The organism is Boseongicola aestuarii (assembly GCF_900184815.1).
GTDB classification, from domain to species: domain Bacteria; phylum Pseudomonadota; class Alphaproteobacteria; order Rhodobacterales; family Rhodobacteraceae; genus Boseongicola; species Boseongicola aestuarii.
In genome coordinates this window covers 192,947-212,516 of record NZ_FXXQ01000006.1, presented here as the reverse complement: position 1 = coordinate 212,516, position 19,570 = coordinate 192,947, and the positions used below count along the sequence as shown (strand labels likewise).

Here is a 19,570-nt window from a genome sequence, read left to right as displayed (position 1 = left end):
ACAAACGAATTAACGACAGAAAGCGAAAGGAATGACCCTGCTTGGTCCTACCTGATACGCAGGTTTTCTGAGCTTGTGCCAAATCAATGTCCGCATTCAAACATCCAAGCGTTAGTCTTTAGGCTCCCTACCTTTCCCCATTTTTCAGGAGATTTTGATGCCATTCACTAAGATTGGAACTGTGGTCGCACTTATCCTTGTGGCCCTTGGCGGTCTGACGCTTATTCTTGGTCTGTTGGGGATGATATACCCTCCCGAATTTGTGGACCCTACGCGGCCCGGACCAAGGATGCCTCCCGGTAAAGCGGTTGATCTTGGAGCTAGGATGGCCTTTGCAGGAATTGTTCTGGGTGTCCTCTGCGAAATCAGCGCTGGTGTCCGTCAGCGGCATAAAGAAAGCGGCCAAGCAACCGACGAGACATGATCCTAAAGGAATCGACCCCCCCCTAGCCTTCACTCAGAATATCCAAAAAATGTGGATGGTAGACCGAGGTGGTAGACCGGGGTGGTAGACCGGGGTGGTAAGCGTCTTAAATTATCGCCTAATCGTCATATAAATAAGGGGTATATGGATATTGGCGGAGGAGGTGGGATTCGAACCCACGGTAGACTTTCACCTACGTCGGTTTTCAAGACCGGTGCATTCAACCACTCTGCCACTCCTCCGACAGCGCCTCTAATATGTCGCGCCGCGCGATTCTGAAACCCCCGCTTTTCGGCCAATTACACATCATTGTGGCAAGCCGGCGCCTATTTGCGTGTGTCTTTGCTTTTCACCAGCGCGCGTTGGCTGTAGTATTTCTCCAAACCGGTCCGAAAGTGACCGGACCGAGGCACCAGAACAATGCGCGCGCCCCTGAAGGGGACGCGAACAGGAGCAGGCGGAATGACCATGAAGTTCAAGGCAGCGATCCCACTTTTCGCAGCAGCAACACTTGTATTGACCGCCTGCGAAGAAGGCCAGTTCCTGACCGCACCCGCATCACAGGACAGTGCCAGCGCCACAACCGCCACCGCACAGGCTCGCACCGAAATCCGCGAAGTCGAGCGCGCCGATATTTTCTCAGCCGAAGAACTCGCGCTGTGGGATGGCCGTCCTTCCCTGGGCGGGCTCTGGGTCGCGCACCCCGACGTCGGCGATCCCGAACGCGTGCGCATAACCAACAATACCAATGGTCAGTCGGTGCTCGGGGCGCTTTTTCGCCGTGAACGTGCCAACCCCGGACCACGCATCCAGCTCTCTTCCGATGCCGCCGGAGCACTCGGTATCCTTGCCGGTCAGCCAACCGAGCTGAACATTGTCGTCATTCGGCAAGAAGAAATCACAATTGAGCCTGCGCCTATACTCGTCGAGGAACCCGCCGAAGATGAGGCCACGGACGAAACGGTCGCCGCATCGCTTGGTGATGCAACCGTTGAAGCGCCCGCCGAGCCGCCGAAACGACAGGGCTTTTTCGCCCGCCTCTTCGGAGGCGGCGCCGCCGAAGAGGCAAGTGACGAGCCGGAGTCGGTCGAAGGCGCCGCCGCACCTGAGGTCCAGACCGAAACGCTCGATCCGATCACAACCAGCGCCGCCGCCGCAATCGACGCCGCTGACGCCTCATCCGCTGCACTCTCCGCGAACGCGCGCCCGCAACGTCGCGCAGTAGCCGCAGCCTCAACCGCTGCCGTTGCGACAGCTCCGGCGCCCGCCGCACCAGCCCCCGCAGCGCCCCCCGCCGTAACCCCAGAGCCGGTTAGCACCCCGGCTCCCAGCCAGCCAGCCGTAACTCCGCCAAGCCTCAACAACCCTTACGTTCAGGTCGGCCTCTTCACCGTCGAAGCCAATGCCAGCGCGGCCGCAACCGGACTGCGCCAAGGTGGCATCGTGCCGACGATCGTGCCCGGAACCAATGCCAGCGGCACCTTTTGGCGCGTCCTCGTCGGTCCCATGACCAACCCAGACGACCAAACCGAAATCCTGTCCCAAGTGAAGGCGCTCGGCTATTCCGACGCCTTCCTCGTCTCAAACTGATCCCCCATACCCGGAGGCCCCCATGCTCCGCCACATCGCCATCCTCGCCCTGATCGTCACCACGGCATGCGCCACGGCACTGCCACAGCCGGCCGCGGCCGCCTTCGAGACCCGCGCCACCTCGGCCTACCTCTACGACGTAACCACTGACACGGTATTGTTCGAGAAAAACGCCGACGTTCCGCTTCCCCCGGCCTCCATGTCCAAACTGATGACCCTCTACATGCTGTTCGACGCGCTGCGCGATGGCCGCGTCACGCTGGACACCACCTTCGGTGTATCGACTAAAGCCCGCCTGATGGGCGGCTCGACGATGTTTCTCGATGAAACCGACCGCCCCACGGTCGAAAGCCTGATCAAAGGTATCATCGTCCAGTCCGGCAACGACGCCTGCATCGTGGTAGCCGAAGGTCTTGCCGGCAGCGAAGACGCCTTTGCGCGCCAGATGAACGCGCGCGGCCCCGAGATCGGCCTCAAGAACTCGACCTTCGCCAATGCCTCGGGCTGGCCCGACCCAAACCACCGCATGTCGATGCATGACCTAGCCGTTCTCGCCAGCCGCCTCATCACCGACTTCCCCGAATACTATGGCTACTTCGCCCTTGAAGAATATGACTTCGACGGCCGCTCTCCTTCCAACCGCTTCAACCGCAACCCCGTTCTCGGGCTCGACATGGGCGCCGATGGCCTCAAGACCGGCCACACAATGGAAGCAGGCTACGGCCTCGTCGGCTCCGCCATGCAAGGCGACCGCCGCATCGTGTTCGTGTTTTCGGGTCTCGAAACCGACGCCGAACGCCGCCAAGAAGCCGAAAGCTTCATCAACTGGGGCTTCCGCCAGTTCCTCTCCAGAGACGTCGCCAAGAAAGGCGACACAATCACACAAGCCCCCGTCTGGCTCGGCAGCCAGCAACAGATCAACCTGATCACCGAAAGTGACATCCGCCTTCTGGTGCCCGCCATCGGCCAGGATACGTTGGAAACCCGCGTCGAATACGCCACACCGCTGGAAGCTCCCATCGCCGCCGGAACAAAAGTTGGCGAACTTGTTATCACAGCTCGCGACATGCCCGAAAAACGCATCGACCTCGTCTCCGACCGCGACGTTGCCTACGGCGGTTTTATCCCGCGCATCCGCGCCTCGGCCAATGTCCTGTTTGACAAGGCAATGGGTCAGGTGCAAACGCTGATGGAATGACGCGCGCACGCTTTATCACATTCGAAGGCATCGACGGATCGGGCAAATCCACCCAAAGCCGGCTGCTCCACGACCACCTCACGGGCACCGGCCTGCCTGCGATCCTTACCCGCGAGCCCGGCGGCGCGCCCGGCGCCGAAGACATCCGCCGCCTGCTCGTCGAAGGTGACCCCGATCGCTGGTCGCCGGAAACCGAGATTCTGCTCTTCACCGCCGCGCGCCGCGATCACCTCGAACGCACGATCCAACCCGCTCTCAAAGCCGGCAAGACCGTAATCTGCGACCGTTTTGCGGATTCAACCCGCGTCTACCAGGGCGCGGCACGCGGCGACCTGCGCACCCTCGTAGATCGCCTCCATGACGCGGTGATCAGGATCGAACCGGACCTCACCTTCATCATCGACATGGACCCCGACGCCGCCCTCGCTCGCGGCCTCGCACGCAACTCCGGCGAAGACCGCTTCGAAGATATGGGCGCGGCCTTCCAGCACAAACTTCGGGCAGGCTTCCTCGCGCTCGCAAGGGATTACCCCTCCCGCTGCCACCTGATCGACGGCAACCGCAGCGCAAACGACATCGCCACCGACATCCGCGCCATCACACAGGCCACAGCGTGACCCGCACACTTTCTTTTTGGCATAAATATCCAAGAACGGCCCACGCATGTGGGCCCGATAAAACATGACCGAAGACGACCTCCCGGAAGCAGACCGTGCCGATGGCGCACCACATCCCCGCGAAACGGCCCAGGTCTACGGCCATGACGACGCCAAAGCGCAACTCCTTGAAGCGGTCACAGGCACCCGGATGCACCACGCCTGGCTGATCACCGGCCCAAAAGGCGTTGGCAAAGCCACTCTTGCGTGGTCCCTTGCGCGCTTCCTCATCGCGACCCCACCCGAAACGGACGACGCCGGTCTGTTCGGCGACACCCCCAAACCCACGTCACTCGACATCGCGGCCGACCACCCGGTCGCCCGCCGCATGGCCGCTTTGTCTGAACCCGGCCTCCTACTCATTCGCCGCGTCTGGGACAAAGACAAGAAACGCCTCAAGGGCCAGATCACCGTGGACGAAGTCAGAAAACTCGGTGCCTTCTTCGGCCTCTCGTCCACCGACGGAGGCCGCCGCGTCGTCATCGTCGACAGTATTGACGACATGAACCCATCAGCCGCCAACGCACTGCTGAAAGTCCTCGAAGAACCACCGAAGAATGCCGTTCTTCTCCTTGTCAGCCACGCGCCCGCGCGCCTGCTTCCGACCATCCGCTCGCGCTGCCGCGAATTGCGCCTGCCCGCCCTGCAGACCGACGCGCTGGCCCAGGCCCTCGCCCAGGCAGGCCACCCAGACCCGGACCCGGCCCTCGCTCCCCTCGCGGGCGGCTCGGTCGGCGAAGCCATCCGCCTCGCCACCCAGAACGGCCCCGCACTCTACGGCGAAATCCTCGCCCTTCTCGCCACCTGCCCCAACCTTGACCGCCCCCGCACTCAGGCGTTCGCCGAGCACATCACCCAACGCGGCAAGGACGACCGCCTCGCCGTCGCCCTGAACCTCCTCGACCTCGCGCTTTCACGCACGGCCCGCGCGGGCACCGGCCTTGCCCCCGAGTCCGCCACACCCGACGAGCCCGACATCCTCAAACGCCTCGCCCCCGATCCGAAGTCCGCCCAGAAATGGGCGGCCCTCCAACAAGACCTCTCCCAACGCATCGGCCACGGCCGCGCCGTCAACGTCGATGCCCAAAGCCTCGTTCTGGATGCCTTCCTCAAGATCAACGAGACCGCGTCCCGTCCTTGACCCGCCCCCCCAAAGCGCCGATACGAAACCCATGTCCGAACCCGGCCCCGAAATTGCGCTGACCGACAGCCATTGCCACCTCGATTTCCCGCAATTCGACGGCGAAATCGACGAGCTCCTCACGCGCGCCCACGCGCGCGGAGTACACCGCTGCGTCACGATCTGCACCAAACTGAGCGCCCTCGCCCCTGTGCAATCCCTCGCCGAGACCCATGACGAGATCTTCTTCGCCGCCGGCACCCACCCCATGTCCGTGGCCTCCGAACCCATGGTAACGCTCGAAGACCTCCTGGAAGTCGCCGCACACCCCAAGTGCGTCGGTATCGGCGAAACCGGCCTCGACTATCACTACACCGCCGAAAGCGCAGACCTCCAACAACACTCACTGCGCATCCACATTGAGGCCGCCCGCCAAACCGGCCTCCCCCTCATCATCCACGCCCGCGACGCCGACGACGACATGGCCGCGATCCTCACCGACGAGCACGCCAAAGGCGCTTACACTTGCGTCATGCACTGCTTTTCGTCCTCCGCCGCCCTCGCGCGCGCCGCTCTCGCCCTCGACTTCACGCTCTCCATGTCCGGCATCGCCGCCTTCCCGAAAAGCCAGGAGCTGCGCGACATCTTCGCGACTGCCCCAACAAACCGCATACTCGTGGAAACCGACGCCCCTTACCTCGCGCCGCCCCCAAACCGGGGCAAACGCAACGAACCCAGCTATGTCGCCGACACTGCCGGCATCGGTGCGCAGGTTTTCGGCATGGATTACAAAGACTTCGCGGCCCAAAGCGAAGCCAACTTCGACCGCTTGTTCTGGAAAGCCGCACAATGGCAAAGCTAACCTTCACGATCCTCGGCTGCGGTTCCTCCGGCGGCGTCCCCCGCCTCGGCGGCCTCTGGGGTGACTGCGATCCAACCAACCCGAAAAATCGCCGCACCCGCTGCTCGCTCCTCGTCGAACGCACGACCGAAGACGGTACGACCCGCGTCCTGATCGACACCTCCCCCGACATGCGCCAGCAACTCCTGTCTGAAGGCGTCGGCACGCTTGATGCGGTCCTTTACACCCACGGGCACGCCGACCACGTCCACGGCATCGACGATCTGCGCATGATCGTCTTCAACCAGAAGAACCGCGTCCCCGTCTGGGCCGACGGCCCCACGCAAGAACGCCTCTACGGCAGCTTCGGATATGCCTTCACTCAACCGGCGAACTCGTCATACCCCCCGATCCTCGACATGTTCACAATCGACGGCGACGTTACGATACCGGGCGCGGGCGGAGACATCACCTTTACCCCCTTCGAGGTCGATCACGGCTCAATTGACGCTCTAGGTTTCCGAATTAAGAACGCCGTATATCTCCCTGATGTTGCTACGATTCCGGAAAATGCATGGACGCACCTCCAAAACCTCGACCTCTGGATCGTCGACGCCCTCAGACGCACACCGCACCCGACCCACGCTCACCTCGAACGTGCCCTTGAATGGATCGAACAGGTCAAACCAAAACAAGCCGTCCTGACCAATATGCACATCGACCTCGACTACGACACGCTCAAGGCCGAGACCCCCGATCACATCACCCCCGCCTTTGACGGCATGAAAATCGAACTGGACGACTGAACCGGTGCAAGCCCTCCTCGACGTCATCCTCCCGGTCTTCCTGGTCATCGGCTTCGGCTATTTCGCCGTCTGGAAAGGCTGGTTCCCGGACACGGGCGTCGAAGGCCTGATGAAGTTCACCCAGAACTACGCCATCCCCTGCCTGTTGTTCCGCGCCATCTCGACCCTCGACCTATCCGCGCAGTTCGACCCGGCCCTGCTGATCTCGTTTTATACCGGCGCAACCCTCGGATTTACCGCCGGCCTGCTCGGCGCGCGCCTGATCTTCAAGCGAAGCTGGTCCGATGCCGTCGCCATCGGCTTTGTCTGCCTCTTTTCCAACTCGGTCCTGCTTGGCCTGCCCATCACCGAACGCGCATACGGCGTCGACGCGCTGGCCGCCAACTATGCCATCGTGGCGGTCCACGCGCCGTTTTGTTACATGCTCGGCGTTACCGCGATGGAAATCGCGCGGGCAGACACCCGCAATCCCGCAACACTTGTCCGGAAAATCCTGCGCTCGATGTTCCGCAATGCGTTGGTGATCGGCATCGCCCTTGGCCTTGCGGTGAACGTGAGTGGACTACCCTTGCCCGGCGTTTTCACCGATGCCGTCGACATGATGGTCGTCGCCGCCCTTCCAGCAGCCCTCTTCGGCCTTGGCGGCGTTCTTGTGCGCTATAAACCCGAGGGTGATTCCAAAACAATCGCAATGGTTTGCGTGATCTCTCTGGTGCTTCACCCGACGATCACCTTCACCCTCGCAACCCTCTACCAACTCGACCGCGACGCGCTCAGATCCGCGGTCCTGACCGCTTCAATGGCGCCCGGCGTGAACACCTATATCTTCGCCAATCTCTACGGCAGCGCACGCCGCGTCGCGGCGACCTCGGTGCTTGTCGGCACAGCTGCCTCGATCATCACGGTCTGGCTCTGGCTTTTGCTGCTTCCGTAAAGAGTCTGTTCATACTTCTTAAACATTAACCCTGTAATTTCCTTATTTGTGCCCCAGCGCGGTCACAAAGTCGGGGTCTCTTTTTCGTCGAAGAAACAGGAATCGTTCTATGAACAATGTCATTGCTTTTCGTCGACCCGCCGCACACACCAGCGCACCCAGCATTCTGCGCGGCGCCACGCTGTTTCTTCACATCAAGAATACGTCTCTGATCGCGCATCTCGCCAAGCCACAAGGCCAGCGCGACGTGAAAGCGGACAAAGCAAACCGCTCCTGACGCAGCAATCCCTTTTCACGGGACACCGCTACCGCTAAACCGTTATCAACAGGTTTAGAGGACGCGTCATCATGAACACCTACGATCTTTCCGGCAAAACCGCCGTCGTCACCGGCGGCGCGCAAGGCATCGGCCTGGCCGTCACGGCCCGACTTCTGGCTTCTGGTGCGCGTGTCGCCAGTTGGGACATGAACGCCGAGCGCAACTCCGGAACCGTCGCAGGCTTCAACGTCGGCGACAATGCCGCCGCAATCACCGCCGATATTTCCGACTGGGGCTCGGTCCAGTCCGCGCTTGCCGAAACCGAATCCTCGCTTGGCCCGGTCGATATCGTTGTAAACAGCGCCGGTCTCGCAGGCCCCAACGCCACGGTCGAGGACTACGACGTCGCCACCTTCGCCCAGATTTGCGCGGTGAACCTGAACGGCACCTTTCATGTCAACAAAGCTGTCATTCCCGGAATGCGCGCCCGCAACTATGGCCGCATCGTGAACATCGCCTCGGTGGCCGGAAAAGAAGGCAACCCAAACGCCTCCGCTTATTCCGCGTCCAAAGCCGGCGTCATCGGTTTCACGAAATCCCTCGGCAAGGAACTTGCCGGTCAAAACATCGCGGTGAACTGCGTCACGCCTGCCGCCGCCCGCACACCCATTTTCGACCAGATGAGCGACGAGCACATCGCCTATATGCTGTCCAAGATCCCCCGCGCGCGCTTCCTCGAAGTCGAAGAAGCCGCATCGATGATCGTCTGGCTCGCCAGCGACGAGAACTCCTTCACGACCGCAGGCGTCTTCGACCTCTCGGGGGGGCGCGCCACCTACTAGCCGGAAAATTAACCCAGACTTAACGAAACTTAACCGAACACCACGTTAATCGGCCAATTTTGTTACCCCTCCGCACGGTCGCACCGACGTGATACCGACGTGATACCGACGCTGCACTGACACCGCTTTTTCTATGTATATTAGAATGTTAACAGAACGTCTTAAACGGTGATGCCGATGCGGTGTTCGACACCACACCCGCAAAGCGCCAACCGATCAGACTACTTCCAGATATCGGTCTGGTTGCCACCCAGTTTCGTATAGATCAACGGCCGCAGCGCCTCGGCCGTCGCCTCCAGCGTTTCGGTGCGTTTCAACAGCAAATACTGCTCAATCCACGCCAGTTGAAACGACGTCAGATGGTCGGTTCCATCGAAAAGGCTTTGCGCCTCGCCAGTCTTTGCAGCCGTCTTGGACCCATCCGCCAGATCCGACATCGCGAAATGCACAATCCGGTGCAACGCTGCGTTACATATTTCGGTCGCCCGCACTCCCTGTCGCTCCAGAAACACTGCGGAAGTGACCAAAGGAGCGATTGCATGTAACTGATAATGCAAGGCAAATCGCCCCCGTGACATCTCTTGCGGCAAACTTCCATCAGCTTCCGCCGTGCACATTACCTCGCGAATCGACGCTTCCGCCCAGTCCCGCAAGTCGCGCCGGTTGGTTTGCTCCGCCAAAGAGGCCGCCGCCAGCGCCGCCCAGGCCCGCAAATTCCCCTCGCGCGCGCCACTCGGCGCATCCGCCCAGAACAGCACCTGTTCGTCCAGCCGCTTTTCCAACCATTTCAGAATGTTAGCACGTTCGGGATGATCCGGCGCATAGGGCAACGTCTGCCACAAGACCATCGAGAACGCGGAATACCGCGACCCGATCGTCAGTTTTGCCGTCACCGTCGACAAGTCCGAAAGGGCATCTGCCGCAGCCCATGCCCCCAGTTGATCTACCAGACAGGCCGCCCGCGCTTCCCGCGCCTTCGCCGACCCCTCGTAAAGCCCGCTTGTTGCAAAAGCCAAAGCATCAACAAAGGCGTCCAAGGGCTTCAAAGCAGATAGAACTTCCGCCTCGCGTTCAGGGTCTATCTCAGCCCGCGCGTCATCGGAGTCCGCATAACGGCTCTGATAGTTGAGCGAAACCACCGCTGGCGGTGCCGCATCACAAATCTCCTCGCCACTCGCCCAGACAGCGTTACTTCCCGAGAAGATCATCGCCGCCGAAAATACGCTTAATTGCAGCTCCTTAAGTCTCGACCCTACCATCATTCCACATCCAGGGCCCGCAGCATTCGCGCCAATTCACGCGCCCGCTGGTTCCCTAGGCCTTGCGCCTTTTGCAGCCAGATCAACGCCAGCTTCACATCCCGTTGGATCCCAAGCCCGAACCCAAGCGCAAAGCCATATTCCGCCATCGCATCCGCACGCCCCGCCTCTGCGGCTTTCAATAGCCAATCCGCCGAAGTCGTCAAATCTTGCGGCGCTTCCGCTTCGTGGCGGAGATACATGCCCAGTTCGTACTGCGCTCTCACGTCGCCTTCTTCTGCGGCTTTTTCAAAGACTTCCACCAGATCGATCGACGCTGAAACGGCGCGTCGCACGCGAACATCCGCGACCGCCACTTGCGTCAGGGCCCAGCGCCGCACTTCGGGTTCGGCTCCCTGCAGGTGCTGAACTAATTGCCCGGCAGCGGCGGATGCATCGAATGCGGAATTCAATGGATCGGAAACCCCCAGATACTCCGCGCGCAACTGCGAAAACGCATCGTCGCCCGAGACAACAAACTGCGGCAGTCCGGTATCGAACAGCTCACCCTGACGGTCCGTTAGTCCAAGCTTTGAAAGGACGTTTCCGCCCTCCAGCGCCAGACCAACCTGCAGCCATCTCCCAGCCTCATCGGTCATCCCCCGTGCAGCATAGGCATCCGCCAATTCCGAAACATCCTTGGTGCCGCAGTTCATGACCGACACGGCGCGGTCCATGTAGTCGGCAAAAACGTCGTCCGACACATGAGGCGCGGCAAACATCAGCCCAAGGAAGTCCCCACGGCGCTCAATCACAGTCGCATAGGTTTCATAAATCACTTGCGGATCAGCGTCGGTCAGGCGTTGCAGCAGACGGATCGCAGCACCTTCCCCTCGGCGCGCAGACCGCTCCAGCAGACCACGCACTTCCTTTGCCGTTTCAGGATCTCGCCCGGCGTGCTCAACAAGTGTCACGGCCAGATCAAGCGAGATCGACTGACCGACATCCATATAGGCCCGACGGAACAATGACACCGCCCGCTCGCGCTCGCCCACGGTCGACGCAAGTTCGAATTCCTGATCGACGAATTCCTCCAATGCACTGTCACTGCTGGCAACCCGTCCGGCCCAATAGCGTAGAACCTCAACCGAGGCCAAAGGATCGGACTGCAGTATTTGCAGCAAGTTCGCTTTTGATGCCGCATGATCGCGGAGCGCAAAGCTTTGCAGTTTCGCGACCGCATCCGGCTCAAGTCGCGCGTGCATCTTGGCAACATCGCTGGGAGAAACCGAAACCGCGGCGGCCCCACTTGCACGGTACTGGCTTGACCAGAACTCCGCCTCTGACAGGTGCGGCGCGTCCGGCAACCTGCACCGGTAAAAATGATCCAAAGCGCGCATTGCCGGCGCATGCGCATCTCGCGTCACGGCATCCAGCAACAACTGCTCGGCCTCACCCAATGCGCGGGGATCGTCGCGATACCGGCTTTGCAGGTCCGCCAAATGCATCTTGGCCTCCACGTCGCCACGCTGCACGGCCTCCTCCAGCAAAGCGCGCGCCCTGGCCTCACCCGCCCACTGGCCCTGCCGCACGAGGACTTCCTGCGCCAGTCGCCTGTGAAATGACCCCGGCGCTCCCGGAATCGCGATTGCTTCTTCGAGATAACGGCTGAGATCGCTTTCTGCCGCAAAACCGTCAACGATCGGGTTGACCTGAAGTTCCAGGTACCGCGCAGCCGAGTGGCGGCTGCCGCCGCTTCCGACCTCAGTTGAGCGCGCAAGCACCTTGCGCAACTCGGCCTTGGTCGTCGCTCCGCTATCCAGCAGGGACGCTGCGTCAGAAGGGGACACCTCGACGCCCCCCGCCACCGCAAGAGTCAGATAATGCAACAGGGTCGCGTCATCGCTGCGCGGCGCCGTCCCGTTGAGGTGATGCTCGACGACACGCCACGCCGCCCGTGCGCCCCCCATGTCGGCTGCGAATACGCGCCAGGCATAGGCAAGCTCCTCGTTCGGCTCCAGGATATCGCCGTTCAGATACTCGCGCGCCATTCTTTCGGCCCGCCCGCAAAGGCCACGGTTCATCTGGCCGACAACGCCTCCAAACGCCAACGTCGCTGTCTCTTCCAGACCAAGGTCCCACCCCTCGACCGGATCGCCGACCATCGCACGCCGTAAAAGCGCCAGCAACGCTCCCGAGCTTCCCTCAAAACCGGCCTCTACCAGCAACGCATCCGCCAAGGCCGGTTTTTTCTCAATGCCCAAACCCGCGCGCAGGTAACGCGCAAGCGTAACCTTCTGCGTATTACTCAGCTCTCCCGATTGCTCCGCAAGTGCCGCGATTGTCCCGCGCGCTTTCAAAAGATCGCGACGCCCCGCCTTTATCAGCAATTCCGCACGTGCGAAGGACGCGTCAATGTCCGTGAACCCCGGATCGATCTCGGCGCGCCAGTCAATCAGAGCTTCGATATACCCGCTCCACTCGGCGGCGTTCTCCGCGCTCAGGGTCTCGATATCGCGAATGATGAAACGCACGCGTTCTTCGTCTTCCAGCACAACATCGCCGGGCGGAACAACCTCGATATCCGCATCCTGCAGCTCGTCGTCTTCGCGCACTTCCGGTTCCGCGTCGCAGACATTGCTGGGCGGCAAATCCGGCGGCAGAAACGACAGCGACAACCGCTCGGCATGGATCGGCTGTGCAAGCGCAATGAGGCACAAAGCACCGCTCAGTTTCGCAAGACCTTGGCGCATCATCCCGCAGCCCCCCGGCACAATGCCACGACAGGCAAAGCGCTCTCGGTTAGCGGCGTTTCGATATCGACATGCGACACACCGGCATCCCAAAGGCCGGTCAAAGGCATGTAGAACCGCCCCGAACGCGCGACGTCGGCCGGTCGCACCACCGTGCGCGAGCGCATCTGACCGTCCATCCCGACGAAATTGAACACCGCATGGCCACCCGCCGCGCCCGCATTTTCAATCATCAGGGTTTGTGCATCGTTAAAAGTGGCCTCTCCCAGCGCCACACGCAGCCTGTCAGGCCCCGCCACCTCCGCATCCAGGTCAGACACGCAAACGTCCTCTATGGCCGCCACAGCCTCTCTGAAGGGCTGATCTCCTCCCAGCGCAAGATTTTCCCACACCGGAACCGCCCAAATCAGCACCTCAGGAGGCGATTGCCGATACTTTTCCGAGGTCAAATAGGCGGTGAGAGCCGAAAAAGACGACTTCGCAAGCCACAGATCCACGCGTTCGCCTGAAACCTCGGACAGAAACCCGTCGAAATTCAGCGACGCATCGACAATTTCAGAGGGACCGGCAAAGACAACGCGCGGAGGGGCGTCGAGTGCATCGTCCGCGCTTTGTGCAACCGTCTTGTAATCAGCCGTTTCGACACTCGGCAGCTCGGAAAGGCACGACAACTGCAAGACATCATGCGCGATCGAGTCAAGCACCACAGGCTCCCCGCGTGTGGTCACATAGCCCTTTCCGCCCGCCAAAGGCCAATCCAGCCTTAGATCCGCAATAGCTTTCGCCAAAATGCGCAGGCCGTCATTGGTCAGCCGCGGATCCGTTTTGAAAAACGCGCGGTGCGCATCGTCAGACGCCAAAAACGCGCGCCGCGCGTCTACCACCGCCACACCGGCGGCAGACAATCGCACTCTTTGTGCATCATAGATCGTGGCCGCCAAATCAGCGTCATAGACGTATTTCTCGGCCTCAGGCCCCAGTTTTGCGGGCAAAACCTGCGCTTTGGTTGCAAGAGGTACAAAAATCAGCTCTGTCCCACGTGCCGACATGGCGGCCGATATTGCCGCAACTTCGGCAACCACTTCGTCCGTCATCGAGTTGTGGTTCGCCAAATCCGGGGAAATCCGAAAGAAGTAGCCGTCCAAACCATCGATGCTTGGAACATGCGCTGCATCAAGCGCGCTGCAACCGAACCGCGACTGCGCTCCAGCGTCGCTTGCCAACCCGAGAAAACCGCCCAGTGCGACAGCTAAAACCAGCGCAAGCGCACTCAGATTGCCCAGTTTTCTGGTTCTGGCCGATTTCATCGCCGTTCTGCCTGTGTCTTGTGGCGTTTTTGCCATCGTTATCCGTCTCGCCCCAATTAATGCGCAGCAGCTCGGGCCGCTCCTGTCGTCTCATTGTCCTTTACGGGTCGCACTCACTCGGTGACGTGCGCACCATGGCACTCACCCCGCCACCATCCAGTACAATCGGCACTTCACCTCGCAAATCAGTGACGATCGCGCGAAACTGCTGCGTGATGTCGCCATCCAGCAGCCGCGGCAACTGGTTGGACATATCGTTCCCTCGCAGGGCCAATCCTGCCCCCGACGCCGTGTAAAGCCCAGCGCCGTTCTCGCGCAAAAGGTTATCCGTCACATATGTCACGTTCGTCGGCATCTGAGCCGCCACCATCACACCCGCACCCTTGTTTCCGACAATCCGGTTGCCAGAAACCAAAGTATGCATGCTGCTGCGCACCTCGACGCCCTTTTGCCGGTCATCCAGAATGATGTTTTCGACCACACGCCCACATTCGACGTCCTGAAGCTTCACACCACCACCATTCCGTTTCCAGATCAGATTGCCACGCACGGACACGCGGTCGCTGCCGGACGAAATCAGCATCCCGGCGCGAGAACCTTCCAGAATGATGTTGTCAACGATGCGCACCCCGTCCGAGCCATTCGATACGCGGATCGCGTTGGTTGGCGACGGTCCAGCAAAGAGGTTGCCTGCGACCAGCGCATCAGGCGACCGTGAAATCAACAGCGGATTGCGCCGCATGTCGAAGAGCCGGTTGTCACGCAACTCAACGTGCATCTGACCGACAATCGCAAGCGTGACCAACCCTTCGAACCGGCTGTTTTCGATGACCGAGCGCGCATTTGGCCGCATCGTCGGATGAGAAATCATCGAAAACCCCGAAAACTTCGCGGTCTTACCAAATCCAAGGCCGCTGAAAACAGCCCCCGAAACCTGCACCGTTCCTGTTCCCACCGACGCGATGAAGGGCACAAATTCTTCGTTGAACGGGCTCACGTCCTCGGTCGCGGAAACGTTGGAACCAAAGATCTCCAAACGACCAAAATTCAGGATAAAGGCACCGTCCCGACGGCTCAGTTTCAACACGTCACCGGGGCCAAGACGCAAAGTAGCGCCGGGCTGTACAATGATCGGCGTGCGCAAGACCTCGTCTTGCGTCCCAAAATCAAGCCCAAGATGGCGGTGTGTCAGCCGTGCCCGCAACTGCGCAATCGTCGCGACGCCGGAATTTACCGTCAGCGAAAGGTTTTCGCCCCGTCTGTTGGCCTGCAGGATGTCAAAACTGTCCTTCGCACCATAGGCTTGGTTCAGAGCGGCAAGCGAATAGCGAATATCGCTCCACCCAAGTTCCGCGTCCTCGGCGGGCTCAAAAAACCGCGCCAAAGCGCGCTCCGGCTTTCTTGGCCCCGGCCAATCGAGACCACGCGTCAGGACTCGCACGCTTTCACCGCGTTCAAGACCACTTTCGTTCAACCTGTCCGTCAATGACTTCAGATCCGAACGCATCTCCATGATGCCCCAGTCGGGCGCGGCATTGGACGCGCCGGCAAGCACACCAAGCCCAACGCCCGCAATTGCGACTCGGAGAACAAATATCCGAAGAGATTTGAGGAAATCAGGCATGGCTCGTAGCTGGCAATGACTTCGGAGAGTCCACTTCGGTGTCAAACGTCATGAACAGCAATTCACCCTCGCCGTCACCGCAATTGGTAATGCGGATCGAGCCATCCGGATCGGCATAAATCCGTCCGCCCTCGCGGACGATTTTCTGCCAGGATGGTCCCTGTGCCTGGACCGTGCCCTTCACGACAATCACCTGGCGCCCGTGGCCAGGCTCCATGTCAATGAAGGCGCCAAGCGGCAGCTGCGACGTTCCGAGATTGAAGGTTTCGGTCTCATGAATACGCTCAAGACCGGCCGGCATTGTGAACGACACCATCTTGGGCGCAGCAGACGCATAGTACTCGGCCTCGGGACGCGCCTTTTGCTTCAAAGCCTCGACAACGTCCTTCACCTTTTGCGAGCTGTTGCGACGGGTCACAAGCAGCGCATCCGGCGTATCCACAACTATGATGTCTTCAAGCCCTACAATGCTTACCAAACGCCCTTCCGAGCGCACCATTGTATTGGTCGAACCAACGGCAACCACATCGCCCTGAAACACATTACCGTCGGCGTCCGGCTTTGAGATTTCAAACATCGCCGCCCAACTTCCGACATCGTTCCACACCACATCGAGAGATGTCGTCGCAATCCGGTCGGATCGTTCAAAAACAGCCATCTCGGTCGGATCAGCCTTGGCATCGCTGAATGCGTCGGCGTCCAAATAGAAGGCCTCCGGGAAGATTGCCGCCCCCATTACCGAGCGCTTGACCGTGGCTGCCGTCTCGGGGTCGTACTTCTCGTATTCCTCGATGATAGTTTTCGCCGAAAACAACGAAATCCCGGACGCCCAGGCGGCATCCAGTTTGTCGATTATCCGCTGCGCTTCCGCTTTCGGAGGTTTTTCAATGAACTGAGCGACCTTGTGCAGTCCCGCGTGTCCCGCAACTTCTTCGCCTTTGGTGATGTAGCCGAACCCGCTCTCGGGCCCGCGCGGAGCGATACCGAATGTGATGATCTGCCCATCAAGAGCCGCATCGGCATAGCGCGTGATCGTCGAATTGATATCACCTTCGATCACATGATCCGCCGGCACAACAAGGATAAGCGCATTGGGGTCACTGGCGATCAGCATATGCGCAGACGCCAACACGGCGGGGCCGGTATTGCGTGCCATCGGTTCGCAAATGATCCGGCTTCCAGACTGAATTTCACGCAACTGGCTGACCACCGTGCCGCGGTGGCGCAAGCTGGTCACGATGCAGGGGTCGTGAAATGCCTCACCACTATGACGCTGAATAGCCGCCTGAAGGAAAGACACGGAATCCTTTCCGCCGATCTTCTGGAACTGCTTGGGACTGCGCGTACGCGAGATCGGCCAAAGCCGCGTGCCGCTCCCTCCACACAAGATCAGAGGATGTATCTTCTTCATATCAGCCTTCCTCTCCGCCGAACGACCAAAACGGCTGTTTCGTCAACCTGAGTTGTGCGAACTTCCCGATGTCGTCCGGTCCAAGCGCCCCCTCGGCCGCCGTCAACTGCACCGGCACAAACAACTCACCACTCAGCGCGGCATTATTCGACGTCTGACCCGCGACCACATTGACCGGAATTGACCGTCCATCCGCCATATCCAGAAACACAGCATCGCCCTTCATTGCCCGCGCCAACCCTTCAACACTCATCAAAGCCTGAATGTTCACCTCGAGGCTATTAACCAAGATTGTCAGAATTACGTCCGTTGGCAGAACGGTTGTGCCTTCACCAAGACCTTGATTCACAACAACTTTGCAGTCGCATGGCATCTGGAAATTCAAAACATCGCCACTATTGGAATTAACCGAGAAAAGGATATCGCCCTTTGCGGCGTCCGGGTTCAGATAAGCCACCTGCCCCGCTGTCGACGCGCGCATCGTCTGCCCCGCCTGATCAATCAGCACCGGGTGCATTTCGATCGCCGTCGTAAACCGCGAATAAAGCCCCGCAGCCGCCAAGACGATCAACCCCGCCGACATCACCACCACCGCGATACTGCGAGCGCGGTCCTTCCAGTTCTGTTCAACCGGGGCTTTATCTTCCTTCGGCTTCGTCGGCCCCGAATAGGCCATTACAGACCCCAGGGTCACGAAATCCCCTGCAATGAAACTGTTCAGCACAAAGCGAAGCTGTGCCAGATGCTCGCCGGTGGGATTGGCAAACTGCAGGATCAACTCGTCCTTATACTCGCCGACCACTATCACATCAGGGTAGATCGCCAGTGAGAAGTTCTGAAACTCGAACTGCAATTTCACCGAATGGCATTTGCCCTTCAGCAAAAACACATCGTCACGTGATTTCACGCGGATCGTCGTGATCGAGATCTTTGCGCCGGTGAAATTCTGCCCACAGACATAAAGATTGTACGGCAAAGTCAGTGCCGGGTGCTCGCTTTCGAAGCCGAACTCGTATGGCACGACAGCATTGTCTTCCCCAAGGTTCAGCGTTTTGGTTTCCACGCGTCGTGTGACTTCAGTGCTCATTTACAGGGTACTCAAATATAAAACAGCCAGCGTCAGCCAGCATATTGTGAGCGCATGATGCGCCGTGGATTCATAGGCTTTCACGCGATCGAACAGCGCCACCGCAACTGCACCGCCGCTCGCGTGTTGCCGGGTCCATTTCTGCTTATCGAGGCGGAACAGTACAAAAGTCTTGATCGCGGCCCCAACGATCTGGCTGAAATAGAGAATTGGCGGCTGCGTGACCGGGAAGGACACACCGTTAAACAGCGCTATGAAGGCGCAAAACACATAACGCGTCGCCAGAACCCAGCCGATATAAAGCGGAATAACCGCGGGCGAGACCAAAAGTGCCGTCACCAGAACCGAGATTGGCCCCACAAGCGTCGTGAACATGCTCACCCGCTGGTCGAGGATTGACCACCAGGTGAAAAAACCCATGGGTTTCGGCCCTAGCCGAATGGCGCGCCCGTTGGTGCGCATCATATTGCCGAACCAACGCACCATCAGTGTCTTGGCGCTGTCGAAAAAGCCATCACGCGGCTGCGTTTCCACGGACCGCGATACCATGTCCGGCAGATAAACCATCTGGTACCGGTTCTTCAGCAGCCAGAACCACGTGGATTTGTCGTCTCCGGTCAGGAAATTCACCCGTCCCAGGCGCCAGTGATCCAGATAATCGCGCCCAACCCCGTTCACCAACCCAGGATCCGTCGCAAGGTTCGCACGGAAAATCGACATGCGCCCGGTCAGCGTCAGAACATGCTTCGACAGCCCCATTGAGCACATCATTACCTGGCGCTGATGAAACCGAAGATCGAACCAGTCCTTGAACAGGTTCTCGTCCTCGATAATCGCCTCTTCATGCGTCGTCAGTGCCCCCACGCGCTGATCGTGAAACCACGGTGCAGCCTGCTCGACAACGTCCAGTGGCACGACCGTATCGCCATCAACGAAGATCATAATGTCGTGTGGCGTCGGTGCATAACTCGCCAGAATCGTCAGAGCGCGCTCCATCGCATCTCGCTTGCCGTTCGACTTGATCCGATCCAGCTTCAGCGTCACCGACGACATATCGATCTGCATGGAGTTGAAAATCTCGCGGATCAACCTCTCGTCTGCGCCATCCACGACCGAGGACACGATCGTCGCGCCTGCGGGCGCACGTGCCGCCGCGCGAAACAAGTGGCGATAGACCATCAAAGTCGTATCCTGATCCACCATGTAGGACGTCACCATGAAATACGCATGGCTGCGCGCGCCGCTCGCGGCATAGTCCCTGAAGGCCTTTGCCTTCCAGCGTGGATAGAAGATCTTCCTGAAGAGGATCGCGCGAGTGAAGTTGATCAACGCCCAGGAATACCGCCATGCCCCAAGTGTGCCGACGACTATGATCGCATGATGCGCAGCGCTCGGATCACCCAGAAAGGCAGCCGGCACAGTGAGCCCCAAAAGGGCAATCACTGAGAAATAGGCAAGGTGGGTAAGCGTTCTCTGCACG

Annotated in this window: 17 protein-coding genes and 1 tRNA gene; 10 read left to right on the top strand and 8 right to left on the bottom strand. The window is 59.9% G+C overall.

Annotated elements, in window-relative coordinates:
• The first annotated feature begins 157 nt into the window (after positions 1-157).
• Positions 158-424, top strand: coding sequence for a hypothetical protein (locus BOA8489_RS10570; RefSeq protein WP_093973981.1), 267 nt, complete (start codon positions 158-160; stop codon positions 422-424).
• Positions 425-576: 152 nt separating this feature from the next.
• Here BOA8489_RS10570 and BOA8489_RS10565 read toward each other — a convergent pair.
• Positions 577-666 (bottom strand) — tRNA-Ser (locus tag BOA8489_RS10565).
• A 220-nt stretch (positions 667-886) separates the two neighbouring features.
• Between BOA8489_RS10565 and BOA8489_RS10560 the strand changes: the two genes are divergently transcribed.
• The 9 genes from BOA8489_RS10560 (at position 887) to BOA8489_RS10525 (ending at position 8,670) form a co-directional block, all read left to right on the top strand.
• On the top strand, positions 887-2,014 hold the full coding sequence (locus tag BOA8489_RS10560) for an SPOR domain-containing protein (RefSeq protein ID WP_093973980.1): 1,128 nt from the start codon (positions 887-889) through the stop codon (positions 2,012-2,014).
• Between the two features lie 22 nt (positions 2,015-2,036).
• Positions 2,037-3,212, top strand: a complete 1,176-nt coding sequence (locus BOA8489_RS10555) for a D-alanyl-D-alanine carboxypeptidase family protein (RefSeq protein WP_093973979.1) — start codon at positions 2,037-2,039, stop codon at positions 3,210-3,212.
• Positions 3,209-3,829, top strand: coding sequence for a dTMP kinase (gene tmk / locus BOA8489_RS10550; RefSeq protein ID WP_093973978.1), 621 nt, complete (start codon positions 3,209-3,211; stop codon positions 3,827-3,829). Before BOA8489_RS10555 ends, tmk begins: the two co-directional genes overlap by 4 nt.
• Positions 3,830-3,893: 64 nt before the next feature.
• Complete coding sequence (locus tag BOA8489_RS10545; protein ID WP_093973977.1) at positions 3,894-5,009, top strand: DNA polymerase III subunit delta'; 1,116 nt, start codon at positions 3,894-3,896, stop codon at positions 5,007-5,009.
• 31 nt (positions 5,010-5,040) lie between these two features.
• On the top strand, positions 5,041-5,850 hold the full coding sequence (locus tag BOA8489_RS10540; protein WP_093973976.1) for a TatD family hydrolase: 810 nt from the start codon (positions 5,041-5,043) through the stop codon (positions 5,848-5,850).
• Positions 5,838-6,635, top strand: coding sequence for an MBL fold metallo-hydrolase (locus tag BOA8489_RS10535; RefSeq protein WP_093973975.1), 798 nt, complete (start codon positions 5,838-5,840; stop codon positions 6,633-6,635). The genes BOA8489_RS10540 and BOA8489_RS10535 overlap by 13 nt, the downstream gene beginning before the upstream one ends.
• A gap of 4 nt (positions 6,636-6,639) precedes the next feature.
• Positions 6,640-7,569 carry an AEC family transporter gene (locus BOA8489_RS10530; protein ID WP_093973974.1) on the top strand — a complete coding sequence of 310 codons (930 nt, stop codon included), beginning with the start codon at positions 6,640-6,642 and terminating at the stop codon, positions 7,567-7,569.
• 109 nt (positions 7,570-7,678) lie between these two features.
• Positions 7,679-7,846, top strand: coding sequence for a hypothetical protein (locus BOA8489_RS20440; protein ID WP_176440269.1), 168 nt, complete (start codon positions 7,679-7,681; stop codon positions 7,844-7,846).
• Positions 7,847-7,917: 71 nt separating this feature from the next.
• The gene (locus tag BOA8489_RS10525) at positions 7,918-8,670 is read left to right on the top strand and encodes an SDR family NAD(P)-dependent oxidoreductase (protein WP_093973973.1); all 753 of its coding nucleotides are present in this window, start codon (positions 7,918-7,920) and stop codon (positions 8,668-8,670) included.
• Positions 8,671-8,891: 221 nt separating this feature from the next.
• Here the strand turns inward: BOA8489_RS10525 and BOA8489_RS10520 are convergent, their stop codons facing one another.
• From BOA8489_RS10520 to BOA8489_RS10490, 7 genes are all read right to left on the bottom strand, one after another.
• On the bottom strand, positions 8,892-9,932 hold the full coding sequence (locus BOA8489_RS10520; protein WP_093973972.1) for an alginate lyase family protein: 1,041 nt from the start codon (positions 9,930-9,932) through the stop codon (positions 8,892-8,894).
• A complete protein-coding gene (locus BOA8489_RS10515; RefSeq protein ID WP_141138271.1) occupies positions 9,929-12,664 on the bottom strand; it encodes a tetratricopeptide repeat protein in 2,736 nt (911 codons plus the stop codon). Before BOA8489_RS10515 ends, BOA8489_RS10520 begins: the two co-directional genes overlap by 4 nt.
• Positions 12,661-13,968, bottom strand: a complete 1,308-nt coding sequence (locus tag BOA8489_RS10510; RefSeq protein WP_176440268.1) for an alginate O-acetyltransferase AlgX-related protein — start codon at positions 13,966-13,968, stop codon at positions 12,661-12,663. The genes BOA8489_RS10515 and BOA8489_RS10510 overlap by 4 nt, the downstream gene beginning before the upstream one ends.
• 100 nt (positions 13,969-14,068) lie before the next feature.
• The gene (locus BOA8489_RS10505) at positions 14,069-15,592 is read right to left on the bottom strand and encodes a right-handed parallel beta-helix repeat-containing protein (protein ID WP_093973969.1); all 1,524 of its coding nucleotides are present in this window, start codon (positions 15,590-15,592) and stop codon (positions 14,069-14,071) included.
• Positions 15,585-17,003, bottom strand: a complete 1,419-nt coding sequence (locus tag BOA8489_RS10500) for a mannose-1-phosphate guanylyltransferase (protein WP_093973968.1) — start codon at positions 17,001-17,003, stop codon at positions 15,585-15,587. Before BOA8489_RS10500 ends, BOA8489_RS10505 begins: the two co-directional genes overlap by 8 nt.
• Position 17,004: 1 nt before the next feature.
• Positions 17,005-18,090 carry a hypothetical protein gene (locus tag BOA8489_RS10495; protein ID WP_093973967.1) on the bottom strand — a complete coding sequence of 362 codons (1,086 nt, stop codon included), beginning with the start codon at positions 18,088-18,090 and terminating at the stop codon, positions 17,005-17,007.
• A complete protein-coding gene (locus BOA8489_RS10490; protein ID WP_093973966.1) occupies positions 18,091-19,569 on the bottom strand; it encodes a glycosyltransferase in 1,479 nt (492 codons plus the stop codon).
• Position 19,570 lies beyond the last annotated feature (1 nt).